This window comes from Sphingomonas sp. CFBP 8760 (genome assembly GCF_014841615.1).
Classification (GTDB): domain Bacteria; phylum Pseudomonadota; class Alphaproteobacteria; order Sphingomonadales; family Sphingomonadaceae; genus Sphingomonas.
Map to the genome: position 1 here is coordinate 88,969 of NZ_JACYUG010000004.1, position 18,367 is coordinate 107,335.

The window sequence follows — 18,367 nt, forward strand, 5'->3', positions numbered from 1 at the left end:
TTACCGCGCCGGCCTTGGCCGGGAGCATGATCGGGACGGACGCATGGGCAGGATGATCGATGGCCGCTGGCACGCGGGCAAGGTGACGGACGACGCGAAGGGCGGCAGCTTCAAACGGCAGGACGCGGGGCTTCGCGACTGGGTGACGGCGGACGGCGGGCCGGGGCCGGATGGGCAGCAGGGCTGGCCCGCGGTGGCCGGGCGTTATCACCTCTATGTCAGCTATGCCTGCCCGTGGGCGCACCGCACGCTGATCGTCCGGGCGCTGAAGGGGCTGGAAGACGCGATCGGCGTATCGGTGGTCGATCCGCTGATGCTGGAGGATGGCTGGACGTTCCATACCGCACGCGGCGGCACTGGCGATCCGCTGCACGATGCGGAATATCTGTGGGAACTCTACGCCCGCGCCCGTCCCGACTATACCGGCAAGGTGACGGTGCCGGTGTTGTGGGACAGGGAACGCGACACGATCGTCAGCAACGAATCGTCCGAGATCATCCGGATGCTGACGGGCGCATGGGACGATGCCGGCGCGACGCCGGGCGATTTCTATCCCCCCGCGCTGCGCGCCGAGATCGATGCGGTGAACGCGGAGATTTACGACCGGGTCAACAACGGCGTCTACAAGGCCGGCTTCGCCACCACGCAGGATGCCTATGAGGCGGCGGTCGGGCCGTTGTTCGCGACGCTCGACACGCTGGAGAAGCGGTTGGCGACGCGCGACTGGCTGGTCGGGGACGCGATGACCGAGGCGGATATCCGCCTGTTCACCACGCTGGTGCGGTTCGATCCGGTCTATGTCGGCCATTTCAAATGCAACATCCGCCGGATCGCCGACTATCCCGTGCTGGAGACGTATCTGGAACGGATGCTGGCCGATCCCGCGATCGCGGCGACGGTGCATCTCGATCACATCAAGACGCATTATTATGGCAGCCACCGCGATCTGAACCCCAGCGGCATCGTGCCGGTCGGGCCGGCATTGCCATGGGCAGGGCTGGTGCGGAACGGCAAATGACGGGGCCCTGGGCATGACGGCCAGCCGCCCCTGGTGGGAACGCGGCGTGATCTACCAGATCTATCCCCGCTCCTTTCAGGACAGCGATGGCGACGGGATCGGCGATCTTGCCGGAATCGAGGCGCGACTGGATCATGTCGCGGCCCTGGGCGTCGATGCGATCTGGCTGTCGCCGGTCTTCCCCTCGCCGATGGCCGATTTCGGGTACGACGTGGCGGATTATTGCGGGATCGAGCCGATGTTCGGCGATCTCGCCGGGTTCGACCGGTTGCTCGCCGCCGTCCATGCGCGCGGGCTGAAACTGCTGCTCGATTTCGTCCCCAATCACAGTTCGGACCGGCACCCGTGGTTCGTCGCCAGCCGGTCGTCGCGCGACGATCCGAAGCGCGACTGGTATATCTGGCGCGATCCCGCGCCCCATGGCGGCCCGCCCAACAACTGGATCAGCGACTTCGGCGGATCGGCTTGGACTTGGGATGCGGCGACCGGGCAATATTACCTCCACGCCTTCCTAAAGGAACAGCCCGACCTCAACTGGCGTAACCCGGACCTGCGCCAAGCGATGATGGAGGCGATGCGGTTCTGGTTCGATCGCGGCGTCGACGGGTTCCGGATCGACGTGTTGTGGCACATCGTGAAGGCGGAAGGACTGCCCGACAATCCGCCGAATCCCGACTGGACCCCGGACCGCACCGAACGCGACCGCGTGATCCAGCGTCACTCCACCGACCAGCCGGAGGCGCATGCGATCTCCGCGGACATGCGCGCGCTGGCCGATGGCTACGGGGACCGGGTGCTGGTCGGCGAAATATTCCTGCCCAATGATCGCCATGCCCGCTGGTACGGCACGCCGGAACGGCCGCAGGTGCATCTGCCGTTCAATTTCCAGCTGATCGAGAACGACTGGAACGCGGAAATGCTGCGCAGCATGATTGCAGCATATGAAGCCTCGCTGCCGCCGCATGGCTGGCCCAACTGGGTGATCGGTAGCCATGATGCCCCGCGCATCGCCGCCCGGATCGGCGAGGCGCAGGCGCGGGTCGCGGCGATGTTGCTTCTGACGCTGCGCGGCACGCCGACCCTGTATCAGGGCGACGAGATCGGTATCGGGCGTGTCGCCATACCGCAGGATCGTATCCGCGACCCGCAGGATTTGCGTCAGCCCGGTCTGGGTATCGGGCGCGACCGGTCGCGCACGCCGATGGCCTGGGATGCCGGGCCTCATGCCGGTTTCTCGACCGGCGAGCCGTGGCTGCCGCTCCACCCCGACTGGCCGGTGCGCAACGTCGCCGCGCAGACCGGCGATCCGGGATCGATACTGTCGCTCTATCGTCGTCTGCTGACGCTACGCCGGACCGAACCGGCGCTGTCGATGGGATCGTTCGCGCTGGTCGACGCGCCGGCCGGGGTGCTGGCCTATGACCGTATCGAGGGGGATCGACGCTTGCGTATCCTGCTCAACCTGCGCGACGCCGCCGTCACCGTCGACGGGCCGGGGGTCGACTGGCCGGGAACGGTCATGCTCTCGACGCTGGACGGCGAGCCAGAGCCTGGGATGCTCCGCGCCAACGAAGGACTGATCCTGTCATGAAGGTCGCGATGCTCGCCCCGATCGCGTGGCGCACGCCGCCGCGCCAGTACGGGCCATGGGAACTCGTCACCAGTCTGCTGACCGAGGCGCTGGTCGCGCGCGGGGTGGACGTGACGCTGTTCGCGACGCTCGACAGCCTCACCGCCGCGACGCTCGACGGGGTGGTGCCCGCGCCTTATTCCGAGGACCCGTCGATCGACGCCAAGGTGTGGGAGTTCCGCCACCTCTCCCACCTGTTCGCGCAGGCGGACTGGTTCGACCTGATCCATAACCAGGCGGATTTCCCCGCTCACGCCTTCGCGCCGCTGGTCGATACGCCGATGGTGACGACGATCCACGGCTTCTCGTCCGACCGGATCATGCCGATGTACCGGCCCTATCAGGACCGGGTCCATTATGTCGCGATCAGCGAAGCGGACCGGCATCCCGACCTCCGGTACGCCGCGACGATCCATCACGGCATCCCGCTGGACGACTTTCCCTTCGATGCGGACGGGGCGGAGGACCTGCTGTTCTTCGGCCGCATCCACCCCGACAAGGGGGCAGCCGCCGCGATCGCCGCCGCGCGCGCCAGCCGCCGGGGGCTCGATCTGTACGGCATCGTGCAGGACGCCGGTTATCACGAGCGCGAGGTGATGCCGGGGGTGGATGGCACCACCATCCGCTATCACGGGCCGGTCGGCGGCGCGGATCGGCTGCACGCGCTGGGCCATGCCCGCGCGCTCCTCCACCTGATCGACTTCGAGGAGCCGTTCGGCCTGTCGGTGGTGGAGGCGATGGCGTGCGGTACCCCGGTCATCGCCACCCGGCGCGGATCGATGCCCGAACTGATCGACCACGGCGTGACCGGCTTTCTGGTCGATACGCCGGCCGAGGCGGTGGTGGCGATCGAACGCGCCGCCGATCTCGACCGCCACGCCTGCCGCCGTGCGGTGGCGGCGCGCTTCTCGGTCGAGCGGATGGCGGACGATTATCTGGCGCTGTACCGGACGGTGACGGGGCTCCCCTGATCGCGGGCCTGATCGCGGGGGGCCTTCGTCACACCCGCATCGGCATCAGCACGTACAGGGCCGCGCTCTGGTCGTTTTCGCGGATCAGCGTCGGGGCGGCGGCATCGGCGAGGTGGACCTCCACCAGATCGCTGTCGATCTGGCCGAGGATGTCGAGCAGGTAGCGGCTGTTGAAGCCGATCTCGAACGGTGCCGCGGCATAGTCGCCCGGCACTTCCTCGGCGGCGGTGCCGTTTTCGGGGCTGGTGACCGACAGCGTGATCTTGTCGCGATCGAGCGCCATCTTCACCGCGCGGGTCTTTTCGGTCGCGATGGTCGACACGCGGTCGACACCCTCCATGAAGCTCTTGGGGTCGAGCTTCAGGATCTTGTCGTTGCCGGTCGGGATGACGCGCGAATAATCGGGGAAGGTGCCGTCGATCAGCTTCGACGTCAGCAGCGCCCGGCCCAGATCGAACCGGATCTTCGTGCCGGACAGCGAAACGCCGACCGAGCCGTCGACCTCGTCGAGCAGCTTGCGCAGTTCGCCTACGCATTTGCGCGGCACGATCACGTCGGGCATCCCCTCCGCACCCTCGGGCCGGGGCAGGGTGACGCGCGCGAGGCGATGGCCGTCGGTGGCGGCGGCCTTCAGCACCGGCTGCGCGCTGTCGGCATCGGCGACGTGCAGGAAGATGCCGTTCAGATAATAACGCGTCTCCTCGGTCGAGATCGCGAAGCGGGTCTTGTCGATGATCTGCTTCAGCGTCTCGGCGGGCAGTTCGAACTTGGTCGGCAGCTCGCCCTCGGCGATTACCGGGAAATCGTCGCGCGGGAGGGTGCCGAGCGAGAAGCGCGCGCGGCCGGCCATGATCGTCATCCGTCCCTCGGCCGCGGACAGCTGGACCTGCGATCCTTCGGGCAGCTTGCGGGCGATATCGAACAGCGTGTGGGCGGACACCGTGGTCGCGCCCGGCTGATCGACCGCGGCGGGCACCGATTCGTTGATCTGGAGGTCGAGATCGGTCGCCATCATCTTCAGCGTGCCTTCGGCGGTCGCTTCCAGCAGCACGTTCGACAGGATGGGAATGGTGTTGCGCCGTTCCACCACGGACTGGACATGGCTCAGTCCCTTGAGGAGCGTCGCGCGTTCGATCGTCGCCTTCATGCGGTATCCCCCACGGCCCCGATTCACGGACGCCGGCAAATTGGTCGTCAGTCCTAGCCGAAAAAGGGGGCAGGGCAAGCGTCTGTGGCAGGAGGTACGCCGCAGAACGTGACGGGAAGCGCGACGGGGAGTGGAAAATCCCCGCATTTTGCGCTATGGGCGCGACCATGCAGACAGCCGCGAACCTGATGCCCATCCCGGGGCACGTCGACCCCGTGCCCGTGCCGCGCGCACCATCGTTGCGGGCGGACGGGCGGATCGACCTGATCGGGCTGACCAAGGACCAGTTGCGCCAGACGCTGCTGGATGCGGGCATGGAGCTGAAACAGGCCAAGCTGCGCGGCAAGCAGATCTGGCACTGGCTGTACAATCGCGGCGCCACCGAATTTTCGCAGATGACCGATATCGCCAAGGCGCAGCATCCGTGGCTGACCGAACGCTTCGTGGTCGGGCGGCCGGAGGTGGTGGAAGCGCAGGTATCGACCGACGGCACGCGCAAATGGCTGCTCCGCTCGCCCGACGGGCAGGATTACGAGGCGGTGTTTATCCCCGACGCCGATCGCGGCACGCTGTGTGTGTCGAGCCAGGTGGGCTGCACGCTCAACTGCACCTTCTGCCACACCGGCACGATGCGGCTGGTGCGCAACCTGACCGCGGGCGAGATCGTGGGGCAGGTGATGCTGGCGCGCGACGCCTTGGGCGAGTGGCCGAGCCAGCCCGAGGGGCGGATGCTGACCAACATCGTGATGATGGGGATGGGCGAACCGCTGTATAATTTCGATGCGGTGCGCGACGCGCTGAAGCTGGTGATGGACGGCGACGGGCTGGCCCTGTCGAAGCGGCGGATCACGCTGTCGACCAGTGGCGTGGTGCCGATGATGGCGCGCGCGGGGGCGGAGATCGGCGTGAATCTGGCGGTATCACTGCACGCGGTGACCAAGGAGGTGCGCGACGAGATCGTGCCGCTCAACCGCAAATACGGCATCGAGGAACTGTTGCAGGCGTGCGCCGATTATCCCGGCGCCAACAACGCGCGACGGATCACGTTCGAATATGTGATGCTGAAGGACAAGAACGATTCGGATGCGGACGCGCACGAACTCGTCCGGCTGCTGCGCCATTACGACCTGCCCGCCAAGGTGAACCTGATCCCGTTCAATCCGTGGCCGGGCGCCAACTACGAATGTTCGACGCCGGATCGCATCCGCTCGTTTTCCGATATCGTGTTCGAGGGCGGCATCTCCGCCCCCGTCCGCACCCCGCGCGGGCGCGACATCGATGCGGCCTGCGGCCAGTTGAAGACCGCCGCCGAGAAGAAGAGCCGGGCGGACCGCGATCGCGAGGCGGCGGCCCTGACGGTTGCTTGATCCGACGTCGCTGGCGCTGGCGGCGGCGGCGGGGCTGGTCGGCGGCGCGATGAACGCGCTGGCGGGGGGCGGCACCTTCGCGACGATGCCCGCGCTGCTGGCGCTGGGCACGCCCGCCAACATCGCCAACGCGACCTCCAATCTGGCGCTGATGCCGGGGGCGGCGGCGAGTGCGTGGAGTTTCCGCGACGAACTGGCGCCGGTCGGCGGCGTGCCGGTGCGGTTGCTGGCGGCGATCACCTTCGCGGCGGCGCTGGTCGGCAGCGCGCTGCTGGCGTGGACGCCGGGGGCGGCGTTCGACCGGATCGTGCCGTGGCTGTTGCTGGTGGCGACGCTGGCGATCGTGTTCGGGCCGCGTGTGGCGGTGTGGCTGCGTCAACGGGTGACGATCGGGCCGCGTATGCTGGTCGCGGCGCAGGCGGTGCTGGGCGTCTATGGTGGCTATTTCGGGGGCGGCATCGGCATGATGATGACCGCGACCTATGGCCTGCTGGCGGGCACCAGCCCGCGGACGATGTTCGCACCGCGCACGCTGATGCTGGCGACCGCCAATTTCGCCGCGGCGATCGTGTTCGTCATCGCCGGGCTGGTGCGGTGGGAAGCGTGCCTGCCGATGCTGGCGGGCGGCATCGTCGGTGGCTGGCTGGGGGCGATGGTGGGCAAGCGGTTGTCGCCCGGGCTGGTGCGCGGCTGGACGATCCTGGTCACCGCGACCACGACGCTGGTCTTCTTCCACCGTGCCTATGGCGGCCTTCTATAGTCTTGCCCGGTCCCGATGAAGTCCGTAGCGTCAATGACATAAGCGGAAATAAACCGCCGGGATGACAGGAGAGCGATGGGATGCGGGTGAACCATGCGTTGCGAACCGGATCGCTGCCGCCGCGGCGCGGCCGGCGGTCGCTGCCGGTGGTCGTGATACTGGGCGGCGCACTGGCCGCGCTGGTCACCTATTGGCATCAGGGCCCGACCGAAGCGCCCGCCACCAGCGACGGCGTGGTCGTCGTGGCGGGCGATGCACCGGCGGCGGCGTTGCCCGCGACCCATGTCGGGCTGGAACTGCGCAGCGTGTTCGTCGGCGGGTCCCCCGCCGCCTCCTCCGCGACGATCGCGGCGGGCGGGCAGCCGGCGGCGACCTGGCGGATCGGGCAGCAGGTGGCCCCCGGCGTAACGCTGGCCGCGGTGCTGGACGATCATGTCGTGCTGGTCGAGAACGGCGTGTCGAGCGACCTGTACCTAGCCGGCGGCGCACGCACCGTGGCGAACCCGGCGCGGCAGGGGCTGGACCCGGAACCGACCCGCCCCTCGGGCGAATTGAGCGCGGAGGAACTGATCGCGCGCACCACCGCCGCCGGGGCGGTAGCGGTCCGCAGGACGCCCGAAGAGGAAGCGGCGGGGCGATGACGCAGGATCGCTCCCCTCCCCACCGGGAAGGGGAGCGACGCGATCAGCCGAACGAAACCCGTACCGACCGGGTGCGCGCCGACCGGCGGCGCATCGCCGCGCCGACCAGCCCGAAGCCCGCGATCATCAGCGCCCAGCTCGCCGGTTCGGGGACCACGGCGGCGTAGGCGAGCGTGCCGTTGAACGCCCGTGGCGACGACGCCTCGCCGAACACCCCGGTCACGCCGTAGCCGACCCGAACCGCCAGCGCGTCGTCCGCCGCCAGCACATCGCCCACCGCACCCGTGCTGGTGGTGTACTGGACCGAAAACGCCCCGGCATCGGTGACGTAGAAACCATAGGTCGCGCCGCCGGCCAGTTCGATATCGGCGATGTCGAGCAAGGTCGCCACTCCCGGCCCGGCGGTGGTCAGCGCGGCGAAACTGCCCAGCAGCGTCCACGCCGAGGGGGTGTTCACGGCATCGCCGATGCCGCCGGCGCGATAATAGACGCTGTAGTCGAACGTGCCGGCATCGGCGTTGATGCCGATCCCCTGCAGCGACAGCGGGCCGCCCAGCACCGATACGTCGAACATCACGCCGTCGTTGAAATTGTCCGCATCGAACGCGGTGGTGAGCGTCGCCGCCGATGCCGGCGCGGCGAGGGCAAGGCCGGCGAGCAGGCCGAGCGTCGTCAGGCCCCTGAACTGGGTCATCGCATGTCTCCCGAATATCCGGCCATGGTGCCGGTGGTGATAATGAAGCGGCGCGCCCATCGCCGGGCGCGCCGGATCGCGTCCGCTCAGCGGGCGGTGGTCTCGCCGAGATAGAAGCCGGTGTGGGTCGGCTGGTTGTAGGCGGTGTTCTGCCACGCGACGCTGTTGCGATAGACCGGGTCATGCATCAGCGTGACCAGCCGGGTGTCGGTGGCATAGGGCGTGGCGTAGATGCGCAGCGACTGGTTGTCGGCGGCGGCCATCACCACCTCCTCGCGCCAGTCGCCCAGGATGTCGGCGGCCAGGGCCGGCGTCGCCTTGGTGCCGTTGGCCGAGACGGTACCGGTCATGGTCAGCACGGTCTTCGTGGTGCCGCTCGTCCAGTCCCATTTGCTGATGACGTTGCCGTCGAGCAATTCGCGCAGGCGATCGCCGTCCCACCAGATCGCGAAGTTGGTCGGGCCGGGCTTGGCGGGGCTGATGACGGTGCCGCCGGCGGTCATCAGGCCAAGATGACGCCCCGACCAGTTCTCCTCGCCGACATAGCGCGGATCGATATCGGCGGAGAGGCCGCGACCATTGTCGCGGTTGCCCGGCACGGACCACAGCACCTGCCCGGTGCGGGCGTCCGTCATCGTCGCGGCGATGCCGCCATTGCCGTTGAAGTCCTCATGCACCCCGAACCGTTCCAGCCCCGGCCGGTTCGGATCGAGATCGCCGACATGCAGGGCGTCGCCATGCCCGACCTTGAGGTTGTTGATCTTCGTCGACCACATCGGGGTGCCGTCGTCGTTGATCGCCATCGATCCGTAGATCACCTCGTCGCGGCCGTCATTGTCGACATCGGCGATCGACAGGTTGTGGTTGCCCTGCCCGGCATAGTCGGTGGTGTTCTGCGCGGCGGAATCGAAGAACCAGCGCTGGGTCAGCTGGCCGTTCCGGAAATCGAACGCGGCGATCGTGGAGCGGGTGTAATAGCCGCGCCCCATGATGATGCTGGGGCGCGATCCGTCGAGATAGGCGACGCCCGCCAGGAACCGGTCGACCCGGTTGCCGTAATCGTCGCCCCAGATCGTCCGGATCTGAGCCGGCGTCGGGTTTTCGGTGTTGGGATGGCGGCCGGGCACGTATTTGATCGTGCTGAGCGCGCGACCGGTGGTGCCCTGGAACACAGTCAGGAATTCGGGGCCGCGCAGGATATAGCCACCGGCGTTGCGATGGTCGGCGGCGGCATCGCCGATCACGCGGCCCTCGCCGTCGGTGGTACCGTCGGCGGTCTTCATCACCACCTCGGCGCGGCCGTCACCGTCGAAATCCTGCACCATGAACTGCGTGTAGTGCGCGCCGGCCCGGATGTTGCGGCCCAGATTGATCCGCCACAGCCGCCGGCCGTCAAGGGTATAGGCATCCAGGATCACCGGCCCGGTGACGCCGCTCTGCGAATTGTCCTTGGAGTTGGTCGGGTCCCACTTCAGCACGATCTCGTACCGGCCGTCGCCATCCAGATCACCGACGCTGGCGTCGTTGGCGGTGTAGGTGAAGGTGCTGCCGTCCGGGTTGGTGCCGGCGGCGGGTTGCTGGATCGGGACGTTGCCATAGCCCGCCTGCCAGACGCGGGCGGAGAAGGCGCGATCCTGTTCGCGGCCGTTCACCACGACCTTGATCGCATAGGTGGCGGCGGCGGTACCGGTCGTGTCGCGGTAATTGGTCGCGCCGGTCAGCGGCGCGGCGTTCAGCTTCACCCCGTCGCGATAGAGATTGAACCCGACCGTCGTGGCATCGGTCGCCAGCAATCGCCAGCTCACCAGATTGCCGCCGTCGATCGCAGGCACCGCGACCACACCGCGATCGAGCCGTTCGATCTGCCGGGCACCCGTGGCGGGTACGGCGGCCAGGGCGCCGCTCATCGCCACGATCGATACGCACGCACCGATCCTCCAGAGACGTTTATTCGTCATGCTCATCCTCTCCCGGTCGTCGCCTCGTGGCATGGCGCCCGGGCAACGGTCTCAGCCGGCGGTGCGGGATGTCCGCCTCGCTCGACCGGATGATGACGCATGGTTAACGCGTGTTCAAGAAGTGAATTATGCTTTCACATCGTGGATTAGGATGATCTCGACACTGCAATCGAATGCTGGCGAATAACGCGAAATGATTGAAACGCCGAAATATTGTTTCCAGCTCGCCGGTAAATGCGAATCAGTGGACGACCGGTGTGCCCGGATGCCGCTCAATCCGGTCGGTGAATTTTGAACAGCGCATCCTCGCGCGTTTCGAAATAGTCGGCGGGGCCGCCGCCACGGCTGATCGGGCGGGCGCGGGCGGTCTGGTAGATGCCGTCTTCCAGCATCGCGGTGTCGATATGGATACCCACCGCCTCACCCATCACCAGCCACTGGTCGAGCGCGCGGGCCTCCTTCGTTTCCAGCCGGATCAACTGGGTCAGCTTGCATTCGAACGCCACCGGGCTGGCCGCGACGCGCGGCGGCGCGACGAGGCGGGAAGGGGCGGTCTCCACCGCCGCCAGTACGAATTCGTCCTGATCGGTGGTCGCCGAACTGGCGTTCACCGCCTCCGCCTGCGACCGGGTCGCGAGGTTCCAGACGAACTCGCCGGTCGCCTCGACATTGGCGACCGAATCCTTCCAGCCGGTCGAGGCGAAGCCGATCAGCGGCGGGCGATACCCGAACAGGTTGAAGAAGCTGTACGGCGCCAGATTGCGCTGCCCCGACGCCGACACGGTCGAAATCCACCCGATCGGGCGCGGTGCGACGATCGCGTTCAGGGGATCGTGCGGCAGGCGGTGGCCCGCGGCGGGTTCGTAGAAATGCCATTCGGTCATGGCGGCTTAACTGCTAGAGCGGAGAAATGGATACAAGTCCCGTCCCGGCCGATCCGCCTGTCGCCGGCACCCTTGCCGACGAACCCGTTCCGCCGGGCACCGCGATCCGCCGCCACGGGGTGGGCACGCGGCTGTGGCACTGGGTCAACGCGGTCGCGGTGATCGTGCTGCTCGGCTCCGGCCTCGGCATCTCCAATGCGCATCCCCGGTTGTACTGGGGGCGGTACGGCGCGAACTTCGATCCGGCATGGCTGGAACTGCCGCGCTTTCCCGCGTGGATCACGATTCCCGCCAGCTACAACCTCGCCATCTCGCGCCGCTGGCACCTGTTCTTCGCGCTGGTGCTCGGGTTCGGGCTGCTCGGCTACATGATCTGGGGCATCGCCAACCGTCATTTCCGGCGCGACCTGACGCTGCGCCGTCGCGAACTGGGGCCCGCGCATCTGTGGGCGGACGTGCGCGCGCACTGGAACTTCCGGTTCCACGATCCGGCGCGGCCGCGCGACTACAACGTCTTCCAGAAGCTGTCCTATATCGGCATCCTGTTCGTGCTGCTGCCGCTGGCGATCCTGACCGGGATCGCGCTGTCGCCGGGGATGAACGCGGGCTGGCCGTGGGTGCTGGACGTGCTGGGCGGGCGGCAATCGGCGCGGTCGATCCATTTCGTGGCGGCGACCGCGATCGGGCTGTTCACCATCGTTCACCTCGTCCTCGTGATCCTGGCGGGGGCGGGCAACGAGATGCGCTCGATGGTCACCGGCTGGTGGCGGGTGCCGGAATGATCGCGCGGCGTTCCCTGCTGACCGGCGGCGCGGGCCTGCTGCTCGCCGGATGCGACCGGATCGTGCAGATCCCGGCGGCGCGGAAAATCCTGTTCGCGGGCGAGGAGATGCAGCGTGGCCTGCAACGCGCGCTGGTCGACCGGGCCGCGCTGGCGCCCGAATACACCGCGGCGCAGATGTCGCCGGTGTTCCGGTCGAACGGCACGCGCGATCCCGGCACGCCCGAATATGGCGCGATGGTCGCCAACCGGTTCGCCGACTGGCGGCTGGGGGTCGGCGGGCTGGTGGCGACGCCGCTGTCGCTGTCGCTGGCGGATCTGCGCGCGCTGCCCAATCGCCGCCAGATCACCCGGCACGACTGCGTGGAGGGATGGAGCGCGATCGGGCAGTGGACCGGGCCGATGCTGGGCAATGTGCTGAAGGCGGCGGGGGTGAGCGAGCGGGCGCGCTACATCGTCTTCACCTGCGCCGACCGGTACGGCGGCCAGCCCTATTACGAATCGATCGACCTGATCGATGCCTTCCATCCGCAGACGATCCTGGCGTGGGCGCTGAACGGCCGCCCGCTCGATGTGGCGCACGGGGCGCCGGTGCGGCTGCGCGTCGAGCGGCAGCTTGGCTACAAGCACGCCAAATACCTGATGCGGATTGATGCCGTCGCCAGCCTGACCGGGATCGGCAAGGGGAAAGGCGGATATTGGGAGGACAATGTCGACTACGATTGGTATGCAGGCATCTGATATACATCAAGGAAAGGGGCGGTCCGCGCCCCTAGCACCGATATCGCATGGCATTGATCGATCGTTTTCTCGCCGCCCAGGTCAAGTGCGGGCAGCTCGTCGTAACCCATGCCGACGGCATGGTCCGGACCTTCGGCACCCCCGATCCGGCGTTGCCGGACGTGGCGATCCGCTTCACCGATCGCGGTACGGCGAACCGCATCGTCCGCCATCCCGCACTGGGCGCGGCGGAGGCGTTCATGGACGGGCGGCTGGTGATCGACCGGGGCGATATCCGCGATCTCGTCAACCTGCTGAAGGGCAACAGCCCGTGGGAACGCGGCGGCAGCCTGCGCCCGACGCTGCCGATCCGGATGTTCGGGGCGGTCGCGCACCGGCTCGACCGGGTCAACATGGCCCGCCGCTCGAAACGCAACGTCGCGCATCACTACGACCTGTCGGACCGGCTCTACGACCTGTTTCTCGACGCCGACCGACAATATAGCTGCGCCTATTTCACCGATCCCGGCAACACGCTGGAACGCGCGCAGGCCGACAAGAAGGCGCACATCGCCGCCAAGCTGCTGCTGCGCCCGGGGATGCGCGTGCTCGACATCGGCTGCGGCTGGGGCGGGCTGGCGCTGTATCTCCATGCCAAGACGGGGGCGGAGGTGCTGGGCGTCACCCTGTCGGAGGAACAGCTGAAGGTCGCGCGTCGCCGCGCCGAGGAGGCGGGCGTCGCGGACAAGGTGCGGTTCGAGTTGATCGACTATCGCAGCCTGGGCGGCAATTTCGACCGGATCGTGTCGGTCGGCATGTTCGAGCATGTCGGCCCGGCGCATTACGGCACGTTCTTCCGCCAATGCCGCGATCTGCTGGTCGATGACGGGGTGATGCTGCTCCACACGATCGGGCGGATGGGCGGGCCGGGGGTGACCGACACCTTCACGACGAAGTACATCTTCCCCGGCGGCTATAACCCGGCCCTGTCGGAGATCGTGCGCGGTTATGAGGGGACGAAGCTGATCCCCACCGATATCGAGGTGCTGCGCCTGCATTACGCGATGACGATCGACCATTGGTACGACCGCACCGTGGCGGCGAGGGACCAGATCGTCGCGCTGTACGACGAGCGCTTCTATCGCCTGTGGACCTTCTACCTCGCCGGTGCGGCGGCGGCGTTCCGCACCGGCGGGATGGTCAACTATCAGGTGCAGTTGAGCAAGAGCCGCACCGCCGTGCCGCTGACCCGCGATTATATGGGCGAGGCGGAACGGGCGCTGCGGCGCGACTGACCGTTACCGGCCGCCCTTCGCCGCCGGGCCGGCGGCCCCGGCCTTCTGGGTCGCCTCGTACCGGTCGAACGTCCTGCTCAGCAGCGCCTGCGCCTCCGCCTTGGTCGCCTTGCCGTCCTTGTTCGCGTCGGCGCTGGTGAACCACAGGTCGGTCAGGCGCTTGGCGCGGACGGGATCGATCTTCTTCGGGCCGGCTGCCATCCGTCCGATTCGGGCCTGCACCTCGGCGCGGGTCAGCGCGCCGTCCTTGTTGGTGTCCGACGCGGTGAATTCCGCGTCGAACTTCGCGGCGGCGGAGGCGCGCGTGTCCTGCGCGGCGGCGGGTACGGCAAGCGTGGCGGCAAGCAGGCAGGCAAGGATACGCATCGGGAATCTCTCCGGGAAAAGGCCGCCGCCGGATAGCGGCGACGGGCTGCACCGCGACTGAACGCACGTTTGTGCTGTTGCGCCCCGCGCGCAGCTTCCCTAGGGGCGCGGACATGACCGACAAGCCCGCCATCAACAAGGTCGTCCTCGCCTATTCGGGCGGGCTCGACACCAGCGTCATCCTGAAATGGCTCCAGCAGCATTATGGCTGCGAGGTGGTGACCTTCACCGCCGATCTGGGGCAGGGCGAGGAACTGGAACCCGCCCGCGCCAAGGCGGAGCTGATGGGCGTCCGCCCCGAGAACATCTTCATCGACGACCTGCGCGAGGAATTCGTCGCCGATTACGTCTTCCCGATGATGCGCGCCAACGCGCTGTACGAGGGGACGTACCTGCTCGGCACCTCGATCGCGCGGCCGCTGATCGCCAAGCGCCAGATCGAGATCGCCAAGCAGGTCGGCGCCGACGCGGTCAGCCATGGCGCGACCGGCAAGGGCAACGATCAGGTCCGGTTCGAACTGGGCTATTACGCGCTGTCGCCCGACATCAAGGTGATCGCGCCGTGGCGCGAATGGGACCTGACCAGCCGCACGAAGCTGATCGAATTCGCCGAGGCGCACCAGATTCCGGTCAGCAAGGACAAGCGCGGCGAAGCGCCGTTCTCGACCGACGCGAACCTGCTCCACACCTCGTCCGAAGGCAAGGTGCTGGAAGACCCGTGGGACGAGGTGCCCGAATATGTCTATTCGCGCACGGTGAACCCCGAGGATGCGCCCGACGTGCCCGAGACGATCACGATCAATTTCGAGCGGGGCGACGGCGTCGCGCTGAACGGCGAGGGGATGAGCCCGGCGACCCTGCTCGCCAGGCTGAACGACCTGGGCCGCGCGCACGGCATCGGCCGGCTCGATCTGGTCGAGAACCGCTTCGTCGGCATGAAGAGCCGCGGTATGTACGAGACGCCGGGCGGCACCATCTATGCGATGGCGCACCGGGGTATCGAGCAGATCACGCTCGATCGCGGCGCCGCGCACCTGAAGGATGAACTGGCGCCGCGTTATGCCGAGCTGGTCTATAACGGCTTCTGGTTCTCGCCCGAGCGCGAGATGCTGCAGGCCGCCGTCAACTACAGCCAGGAAAAGGTCACCGGCACCGTCCGGCTGAAGCTGTACAAGGGATCGTGCATCGTCACCGGCCGCCGCTCGCCCCATTCGCTGTACAGCGAGAAGGTCGTGACGTTCGAGGACGATCAGGGCGCCTATGACCAGCGCGACGCGGCCGGCTTCATCAAGCTGAACGCGCTGCGGCTGCGCCTGCTCGGCCGGCGCGACCGCTGATCGCGTTTCGCCGCACGGCGCCCCGGCGATGCGTTGCGTCGCCCGGGCGCCGCGCCTAAGGCTTCGGGCATGGGGGAAAAGCTGCACTGGTGGCAGACGCGGATGTTCGTGGCGGCGATGGTGGTCGCGGCGACCATACCTTTGCTTTGGCCCGATATTCCGCCGCTCGTCGACCTGCCCGGCCACATGGCGCGATACCGCGTGCAACTGGCGATCGGTGACAATCCCTGGCTGCATCGCTGGTTCGATTTCAGCTGGTCGCTGATCGGCAATCTCGGCATCGACCTGCTGATCGAACCGCTCGCGCCGCTGTTCGGACTGGAACTGACGGTCAAGCTGATCGTCATCGCGATCCCCGCGCTGACCGTCGCCGGGCTGTTGTGGATCGCGCGCGAGGTGCATGGCCGCATCCCCGCCACCGCGCTGTTCGCGCTGCCGCTGGCGTACAGCTATCCCTTCCAGTTCGGCTTCATCAACTTCGCGCTGTCGATGGCGCTGGCGCTCAACCTGTTCGCGTGGTGGCTGCGGCTGGCGCGACTCGGCCGGTTGCGGTTCCGGGCGATCGTGTTCGTGCCGCTGTCGTGCGCGCTGTGGGTCTGCCACACCTTCGGCTGGGGTGTGCTGGGCGTGCTGGCGCTGTCGGCGGAACTGATCCGCCAGCACGACCTGCGCCGCGACACGGGCAGCGGGGCGAGCAGTGGGGCGAGTGGGGGCCACTGGTTCGCCTCGCTGGTCCGCGCCGGGCTGGGCTGCCTGCCGCTGGCGCTGCCGATGGTGCTGATGGTCTTCTGGCGATCGGGCGATCACGTCACCGGCCAGACCGCCGACTGGTTCAACTGGCAGGCGAAATACAATTGGGTCATCATGGTCCTGCGCGACCGCTGGCAATGGTGGGACGTGGCGTCGGCGACGGTGCTGTTCCTGATCCTGTTGAAGGGGGTGCGCGACCGGCGCATCGAATATTCGCGCAATCTGGGGTTGTCGGCGGCGTTCCTGTTCGCCGTTTTCCTGATCCTGCCGCGCATCGTGTTCGGGTCCGCCTATGCCGATATGCGGCTGGCCCCGTTCGCGCTGGCGATCGCGGTGATCGCGCTGCGCCCGCGCGGCGGCCTGTCGTTCCGGGGGGCGGCGACCTTCGCGACACTGGGGCTGGTGTTCTTCGGGGCGCGGCTGGCGGGGACGACGTGGAGCTACTGGCTGTACGACCGCAGCTATGATCGCACGCTGGCCGCGCTGGCGCATGTGCCGGAACGGGCACGTGTCGTCAGCTTCGTCGGCCGGCGGTGCCGCGACGACTGGGCGTATTCGCGGCTGGAGCATATTCCGGGGATGCTGCTGGTGCGCAAGCTGGCCTATACCAACGATCAGTGGTCGATGGCCGGCGCGCAGCAACTGACCGCGCGATACTATGCCGCGCGCGGCTTCGCGCATGACCCCTCGCAGATCGTCACCGACCGGCGGTGTCGCGGCGAATGGTGGCGGCCGATCGACATGGCGCTGGAAAAGCTGCCGCGCGATGCGTTCGATTATGTCTGGCTGCTCCAGCCGCCCCGGTACGATCCGGCACTGGTCAGAGGCATGACGCCGGTATGGCGCGACGGGACGAGCACGCTGTTCCGGATCGACGATCGGCGTCCAGCGGCTGACCGGGCGCCGATCAACCCGCCCGTTTGAACGGCGTCAGCGCCGCCAGATAGTCCGCCTCCGCCGCCACGCCCTCGCGCTCGCGGGTCAGGAAATCGGCGACGGCCCGGCGGAAGTTCGGATCGGGCAGGTAATGCGCCGACCAAGTCGGCACCGGTTCGTAGCCGCGGGCCAGCTTGTGCTCGCCCTGCGCGCCGGCTTCCACCCGCGCCAGCCCGCGCGCGATCGCGGCATCGATCGCCTGATAATAGCAGAGTTCGAAATGGAGGAACGGCACCTCCTCGATCGCGCCCCAATAGCGACCGTAGAGGGCATCGTCGCCGATCAGGTTGAGCGCGCCGGCGATCGGCACCCCGTCCCGCTCCGCCAGGATCAGCAGCACCCGATCGCCGAGCGAGGCCCCCAGCAGCGGGAAGAAGGGTCGCGTCAGATAGGGCTGCCCCCATTTGCGCGCGCCGGTGTCCTGATAGAACTCCCAGAACGCATCCCAGTGGCGTGGCTCGATCGCCTTGCCGGTCAGGTGACGGATCGTCAGCCCCTCGACGGCGGCGGCGCGTTCCTTGCGGATCGCCTTGCGCTTGCGGGAGGCGAGGGCACCGAGAAAGTCGTCGAACGAGCCATAGCCGCGATTGGCCCAGTGGAACTGCGTCCCTTGCCGGATCAGCCAGCCTGCGGCCTCGAACGCCGGCACCTGATCCGCATCGACGAAGGTGGCGTGCGCGGAGGACAGGCCATGCCGGTCCACCACCGCCTCCAGCGCGCCAAGCAGCGCCGGGGCATGGGCGGGGTCGCGCAGCAGCAGCCGGGGGCCGGGCACCGGGCTGAACGGACTCGCGATCTGAAGCTTGGGGTAATAATCGCCGCCTGCGCGCGTCCACGCATCCGCCCAGCCATGATCGAACACATATTCGCCCTGGCTGTGCGCCTTGGCATAGGCGGGGGCGATGGCGAGGGGGCGGCCATCGCCGTCGTCGACCACGATCGGGATCGGTTGCCACCCCGACCGACCGCCGACGCTGCCCGATTCCTCCAGTGCGGCGAGGAAGGCATGGCCGACGAACGGATTGCCGGTCCCCGCACACGCATCCCAGTCCGTCGCCGGGATCGAACGGACGCCATCGGCGAGGCGGGCGGTGATGCTGGTCATCGGCCCC

The 18,367-nt window shown here is 67.8% G+C and carries 17 protein-coding genes; 11 read left to right on the forward strand and 6 right to left on the reverse strand.

Going from position 1 to position 18,367, the window contains the following annotated elements; translation table 11 throughout:
* Positions 1 to 43 precede the first annotated feature (43 nt).
* From IFT82_RS06825 to IFT82_RS06835, 3 genes are read left to right on the forward strand one after another with little or no spacing between them, the layout of a single operon-like run.
* On the forward strand, positions 44 to 1,018 hold the full coding sequence (locus tag IFT82_RS06825; RefSeq protein WP_192125594.1) for a glutathione S-transferase family protein: 975 nt from the start codon (positions 44 to 46) through the stop codon (positions 1,016 to 1,018).
* A gap of 13 nt (positions 1,019 to 1,031) precedes the next feature.
* Positions 1,032 to 2,609, forward strand: a complete 1,578-nt coding sequence (locus IFT82_RS06830; protein ID WP_192125595.1) for an alpha-amylase family glycosyl hydrolase — start codon at positions 1,032 to 1,034, stop codon at positions 2,607 to 2,609.
* Positions 2,606 to 3,619, forward strand: coding sequence for a glycosyltransferase family 4 protein (locus IFT82_RS06835; RefSeq protein ID WP_192125596.1), 1,014 nt, complete (start codon positions 2,606 to 2,608; stop codon positions 3,617 to 3,619). Before IFT82_RS06830 ends, IFT82_RS06835 begins: the two co-directional genes overlap by 4 nt.
* Positions 3,620 to 3,647: 28 nt before the next feature.
* Here IFT82_RS06835 and dnaN read toward each other — a convergent pair whose 3' ends face one another.
* Entirely contained in the window at positions 3,648 to 4,766 is a 1,119-nt protein-coding gene (gene dnaN / locus IFT82_RS06840) for a DNA polymerase III subunit beta (protein WP_192125597.1), read from the reverse strand.
* 167 nt (positions 4,767 to 4,933) lie between these two features.
* Here dnaN and rlmN point away from each other — a divergent pair, with 167 nt between their 5' ends.
* From rlmN to IFT82_RS06855, 3 genes are all read left to right on the forward strand, one after another.
* Positions 4,934 to 6,133 (forward strand): 23S rRNA (adenine(2503)-C(2))-methyltransferase RlmN, encoded by a 1,200-nt coding sequence (gene rlmN, locus IFT82_RS06845; protein ID WP_192125598.1) that lies wholly within the window; start codon positions 4,934 to 4,936, stop codon positions 6,131 to 6,133.
* Positions 6,126 to 6,893 (forward strand): sulfite exporter TauE/SafE family protein, encoded by a 768-nt coding sequence (locus IFT82_RS06850; RefSeq protein ID WP_192125599.1) that lies wholly within the window; start codon positions 6,126 to 6,128, stop codon positions 6,891 to 6,893. The genes rlmN and IFT82_RS06850 overlap by 8 nt, the downstream gene beginning before the upstream one ends.
* Positions 6,894 to 6,973: 80 nt before the next feature.
* The gene (locus IFT82_RS06855) at positions 6,974 to 7,534 is read left to right on the forward strand and encodes a type II secretion system protein N (RefSeq protein ID WP_192125600.1); all 561 of its coding nucleotides are present in this window, start codon (positions 6,974 to 6,976) and stop codon (positions 7,532 to 7,534) included.
* 43 nt (positions 7,535 to 7,577) lie between these two features.
* On the opposite strand, the gene IFT82_RS06860 is transcribed toward IFT82_RS06855, so the two are convergent.
* From IFT82_RS06860 to IFT82_RS06870, 3 genes are all read right to left on the reverse strand, one after another.
* On the reverse strand, positions 7,578 to 8,228 hold the full coding sequence (locus tag IFT82_RS06860; protein WP_192125601.1) for a PEPxxWA-CTERM sorting domain-containing protein: 651 nt from the start codon (positions 8,226 to 8,228) through the stop codon (positions 7,578 to 7,580).
* Between the two features lie 86 nt (positions 8,229 to 8,314).
* Entirely contained in the window at positions 8,315 to 10,186 is a 1,872-nt protein-coding gene (locus IFT82_RS06865; protein WP_244646566.1) for a rhamnogalacturonan lyase, read from the reverse strand.
* A gap of 272 nt (positions 10,187 to 10,458) precedes the next feature.
* Entirely contained in the window at positions 10,459 to 11,070 is a 612-nt protein-coding gene (locus IFT82_RS06870; protein WP_192125603.1) for a flavin reductase family protein, read from the reverse strand.
* 26 nt (positions 11,071 to 11,096) lie between these two features.
* On the opposite strand from IFT82_RS06870, the gene IFT82_RS06875 reads away from it, so the two are divergent.
* The 3 genes from IFT82_RS06875 to IFT82_RS06885 are packed head-to-tail and all read left to right on the forward strand — an operon-like array spanning position 11,097 to position 13,866.
* On the forward strand, positions 11,097 to 11,852 hold the full coding sequence (locus IFT82_RS06875) for a cytochrome b/b6 domain-containing protein (RefSeq protein WP_192125604.1): 756 nt from the start codon (positions 11,097 to 11,099) through the stop codon (positions 11,850 to 11,852).
* Entirely contained in the window at positions 11,849 to 12,592 is a 744-nt protein-coding gene (locus IFT82_RS06880; RefSeq protein WP_192125605.1) for a molybdopterin-dependent oxidoreductase, read from the forward strand. Before IFT82_RS06875 ends, IFT82_RS06880 begins: the two co-directional genes overlap by 4 nt.
* A 47-nt stretch (positions 12,593 to 12,639) precedes the next feature.
* Positions 12,640 to 13,866: an SAM-dependent methyltransferase gene (locus IFT82_RS06885; RefSeq protein ID WP_192125606.1), complete on the forward strand. Its 1,227-nt coding sequence runs from the start codon at positions 12,640 to 12,642 to the stop codon at positions 13,864 to 13,866.
* 3 nt (positions 13,867 to 13,869) lie between these two features.
* On the opposite strand, the gene IFT82_RS06890 is transcribed toward IFT82_RS06885, so the two are convergent.
* The gene (locus IFT82_RS06890; protein WP_192125607.1) at positions 13,870 to 14,232 is read right to left on the reverse strand and encodes a hypothetical protein; all 363 of its coding nucleotides are present in this window, start codon (positions 14,230 to 14,232) and stop codon (positions 13,870 to 13,872) included.
* A 113-nt stretch (positions 14,233 to 14,345) separates the two neighbouring features.
* Between IFT82_RS06890 and IFT82_RS06895 the strand changes: the two genes are divergently transcribed.
* Together IFT82_RS06895 and IFT82_RS06900 are read left to right on the forward strand one after the other, a co-directional pair.
* The gene (locus IFT82_RS06895) at positions 14,346 to 15,569 is read left to right on the forward strand and encodes an argininosuccinate synthase (RefSeq protein WP_192125608.1); all 1,224 of its coding nucleotides are present in this window, start codon (positions 14,346 to 14,348) and stop codon (positions 15,567 to 15,569) included.
* Between the two features lie 69 nt (positions 15,570 to 15,638).
* Positions 15,639 to 17,243, forward strand: coding sequence for a hypothetical protein (locus tag IFT82_RS06900; RefSeq protein ID WP_192125609.1), 1,605 nt, complete (start codon positions 15,639 to 15,641; stop codon positions 17,241 to 17,243).
* Here IFT82_RS06900 and IFT82_RS06905 read toward each other — a convergent pair.
* Entirely contained in the window at positions 17,227 to 18,360 is a 1,134-nt protein-coding gene (locus tag IFT82_RS06905; RefSeq protein WP_192125610.1) for a GNAT family N-acetyltransferase, read from the reverse strand. The genes IFT82_RS06900 and IFT82_RS06905 overlap by 17 nt on opposite strands.
* Between the last annotated feature and the right edge of the window lie 7 nt (positions 18,361 to 18,367).

What these genes read in the sequence shown, in the direction of transcription:
- IFT82_RS06835 (WP_192125596.1), top strand. Translation starts at nt 2,606, where the DNA reads ATGAAGGTCGCGATGCTCGCCCCGATCGCGTGGCGCACGCCGCCGCGC.
- rlmN (WP_192125598.1), top strand. Translation starts at nt 4,934, where the DNA reads ATGCAGACAGCCGCGAACCTGATGCCCATCCCGGGGCACGTCGACCCC.
- IFT82_RS06900 (WP_192125609.1), top strand. Translation starts at nt 15,639, where the DNA reads ATGGGGGAAAAGCTGCACTGGTGGCAGACGCGGATGTTCGTGGCGGCG.
- IFT82_RS06885 (WP_192125606.1), top strand. Translation starts at nt 12,640, where the DNA reads ATGGCATTGATCGATCGTTTTCTCGCCGCCCAGGTCAAGTGCGGGCAG.
- IFT82_RS06865 (WP_244646566.1), bottom strand. Translation starts at nt 10,186, where the DNA reads ATGACGAATAAACGTCTCTGGAGGATCGGTGCGTGCGTATCGATCGTG.
- IFT82_RS06860 (WP_192125601.1), bottom strand. Translation starts at nt 8,228, where the DNA reads ATGACCCAGTTCAGGGGCCTGACGACGCTCGGCCTGCTCGCCGGCCTT.
- IFT82_RS06875 (WP_192125604.1), top strand. Translation starts at nt 11,097, where the DNA reads ATGGATACAAGTCCCGTCCCGGCCGATCCGCCTGTCGCCGGCACCCTT.
- IFT82_RS06855 (WP_192125600.1), top strand. Translation starts at nt 6,974, where the DNA reads ATGCGGGTGAACCATGCGTTGCGAACCGGATCGCTGCCGCCGCGGCGC.
- IFT82_RS06825 (WP_192125594.1), top strand. Translation starts at nt 44, where the DNA reads ATGGGCAGGATGATCGATGGCCGCTGGCACGCGGGCAAGGTGACGGAC.
- IFT82_RS06890 (WP_192125607.1), bottom strand. Translation starts at nt 14,232, where the DNA reads ATGCGTATCCTTGCCTGCCTGCTTGCCGCCACGCTTGCCGTACCCGCC.
- IFT82_RS06880 (WP_192125605.1), top strand. Translation starts at nt 11,849, where the DNA reads ATGATCGCGCGGCGTTCCCTGCTGACCGGCGGCGCGGGCCTGCTGCTC.
- IFT82_RS06870 (WP_192125603.1), bottom strand. Translation starts at nt 11,070, where the DNA reads ATGACCGAATGGCATTTCTACGAACCCGCCGCGGGCCACCGCCTGCCG.
- IFT82_RS06905 (WP_192125610.1), bottom strand. Translation starts at nt 18,360, where the DNA reads ATGACCAGCATCACCGCCCGCCTCGCCGATGGCGTCCGTTCGATCCCG.
- IFT82_RS06895 (WP_192125608.1), top strand. Translation starts at nt 14,346, where the DNA reads ATGACCGACAAGCCCGCCATCAACAAGGTCGTCCTCGCCTATTCGGGC.
- IFT82_RS06830 (WP_192125595.1), top strand. Translation starts at nt 1,032, where the DNA reads ATGACGGCCAGCCGCCCCTGGTGGGAACGCGGCGTGATCTACCAGATC.
- dnaN (WP_192125597.1), bottom strand. Translation starts at nt 4,766, where the DNA reads ATGAAGGCGACGATCGAACGCGCGACGCTCCTCAAGGGACTGAGCCAT.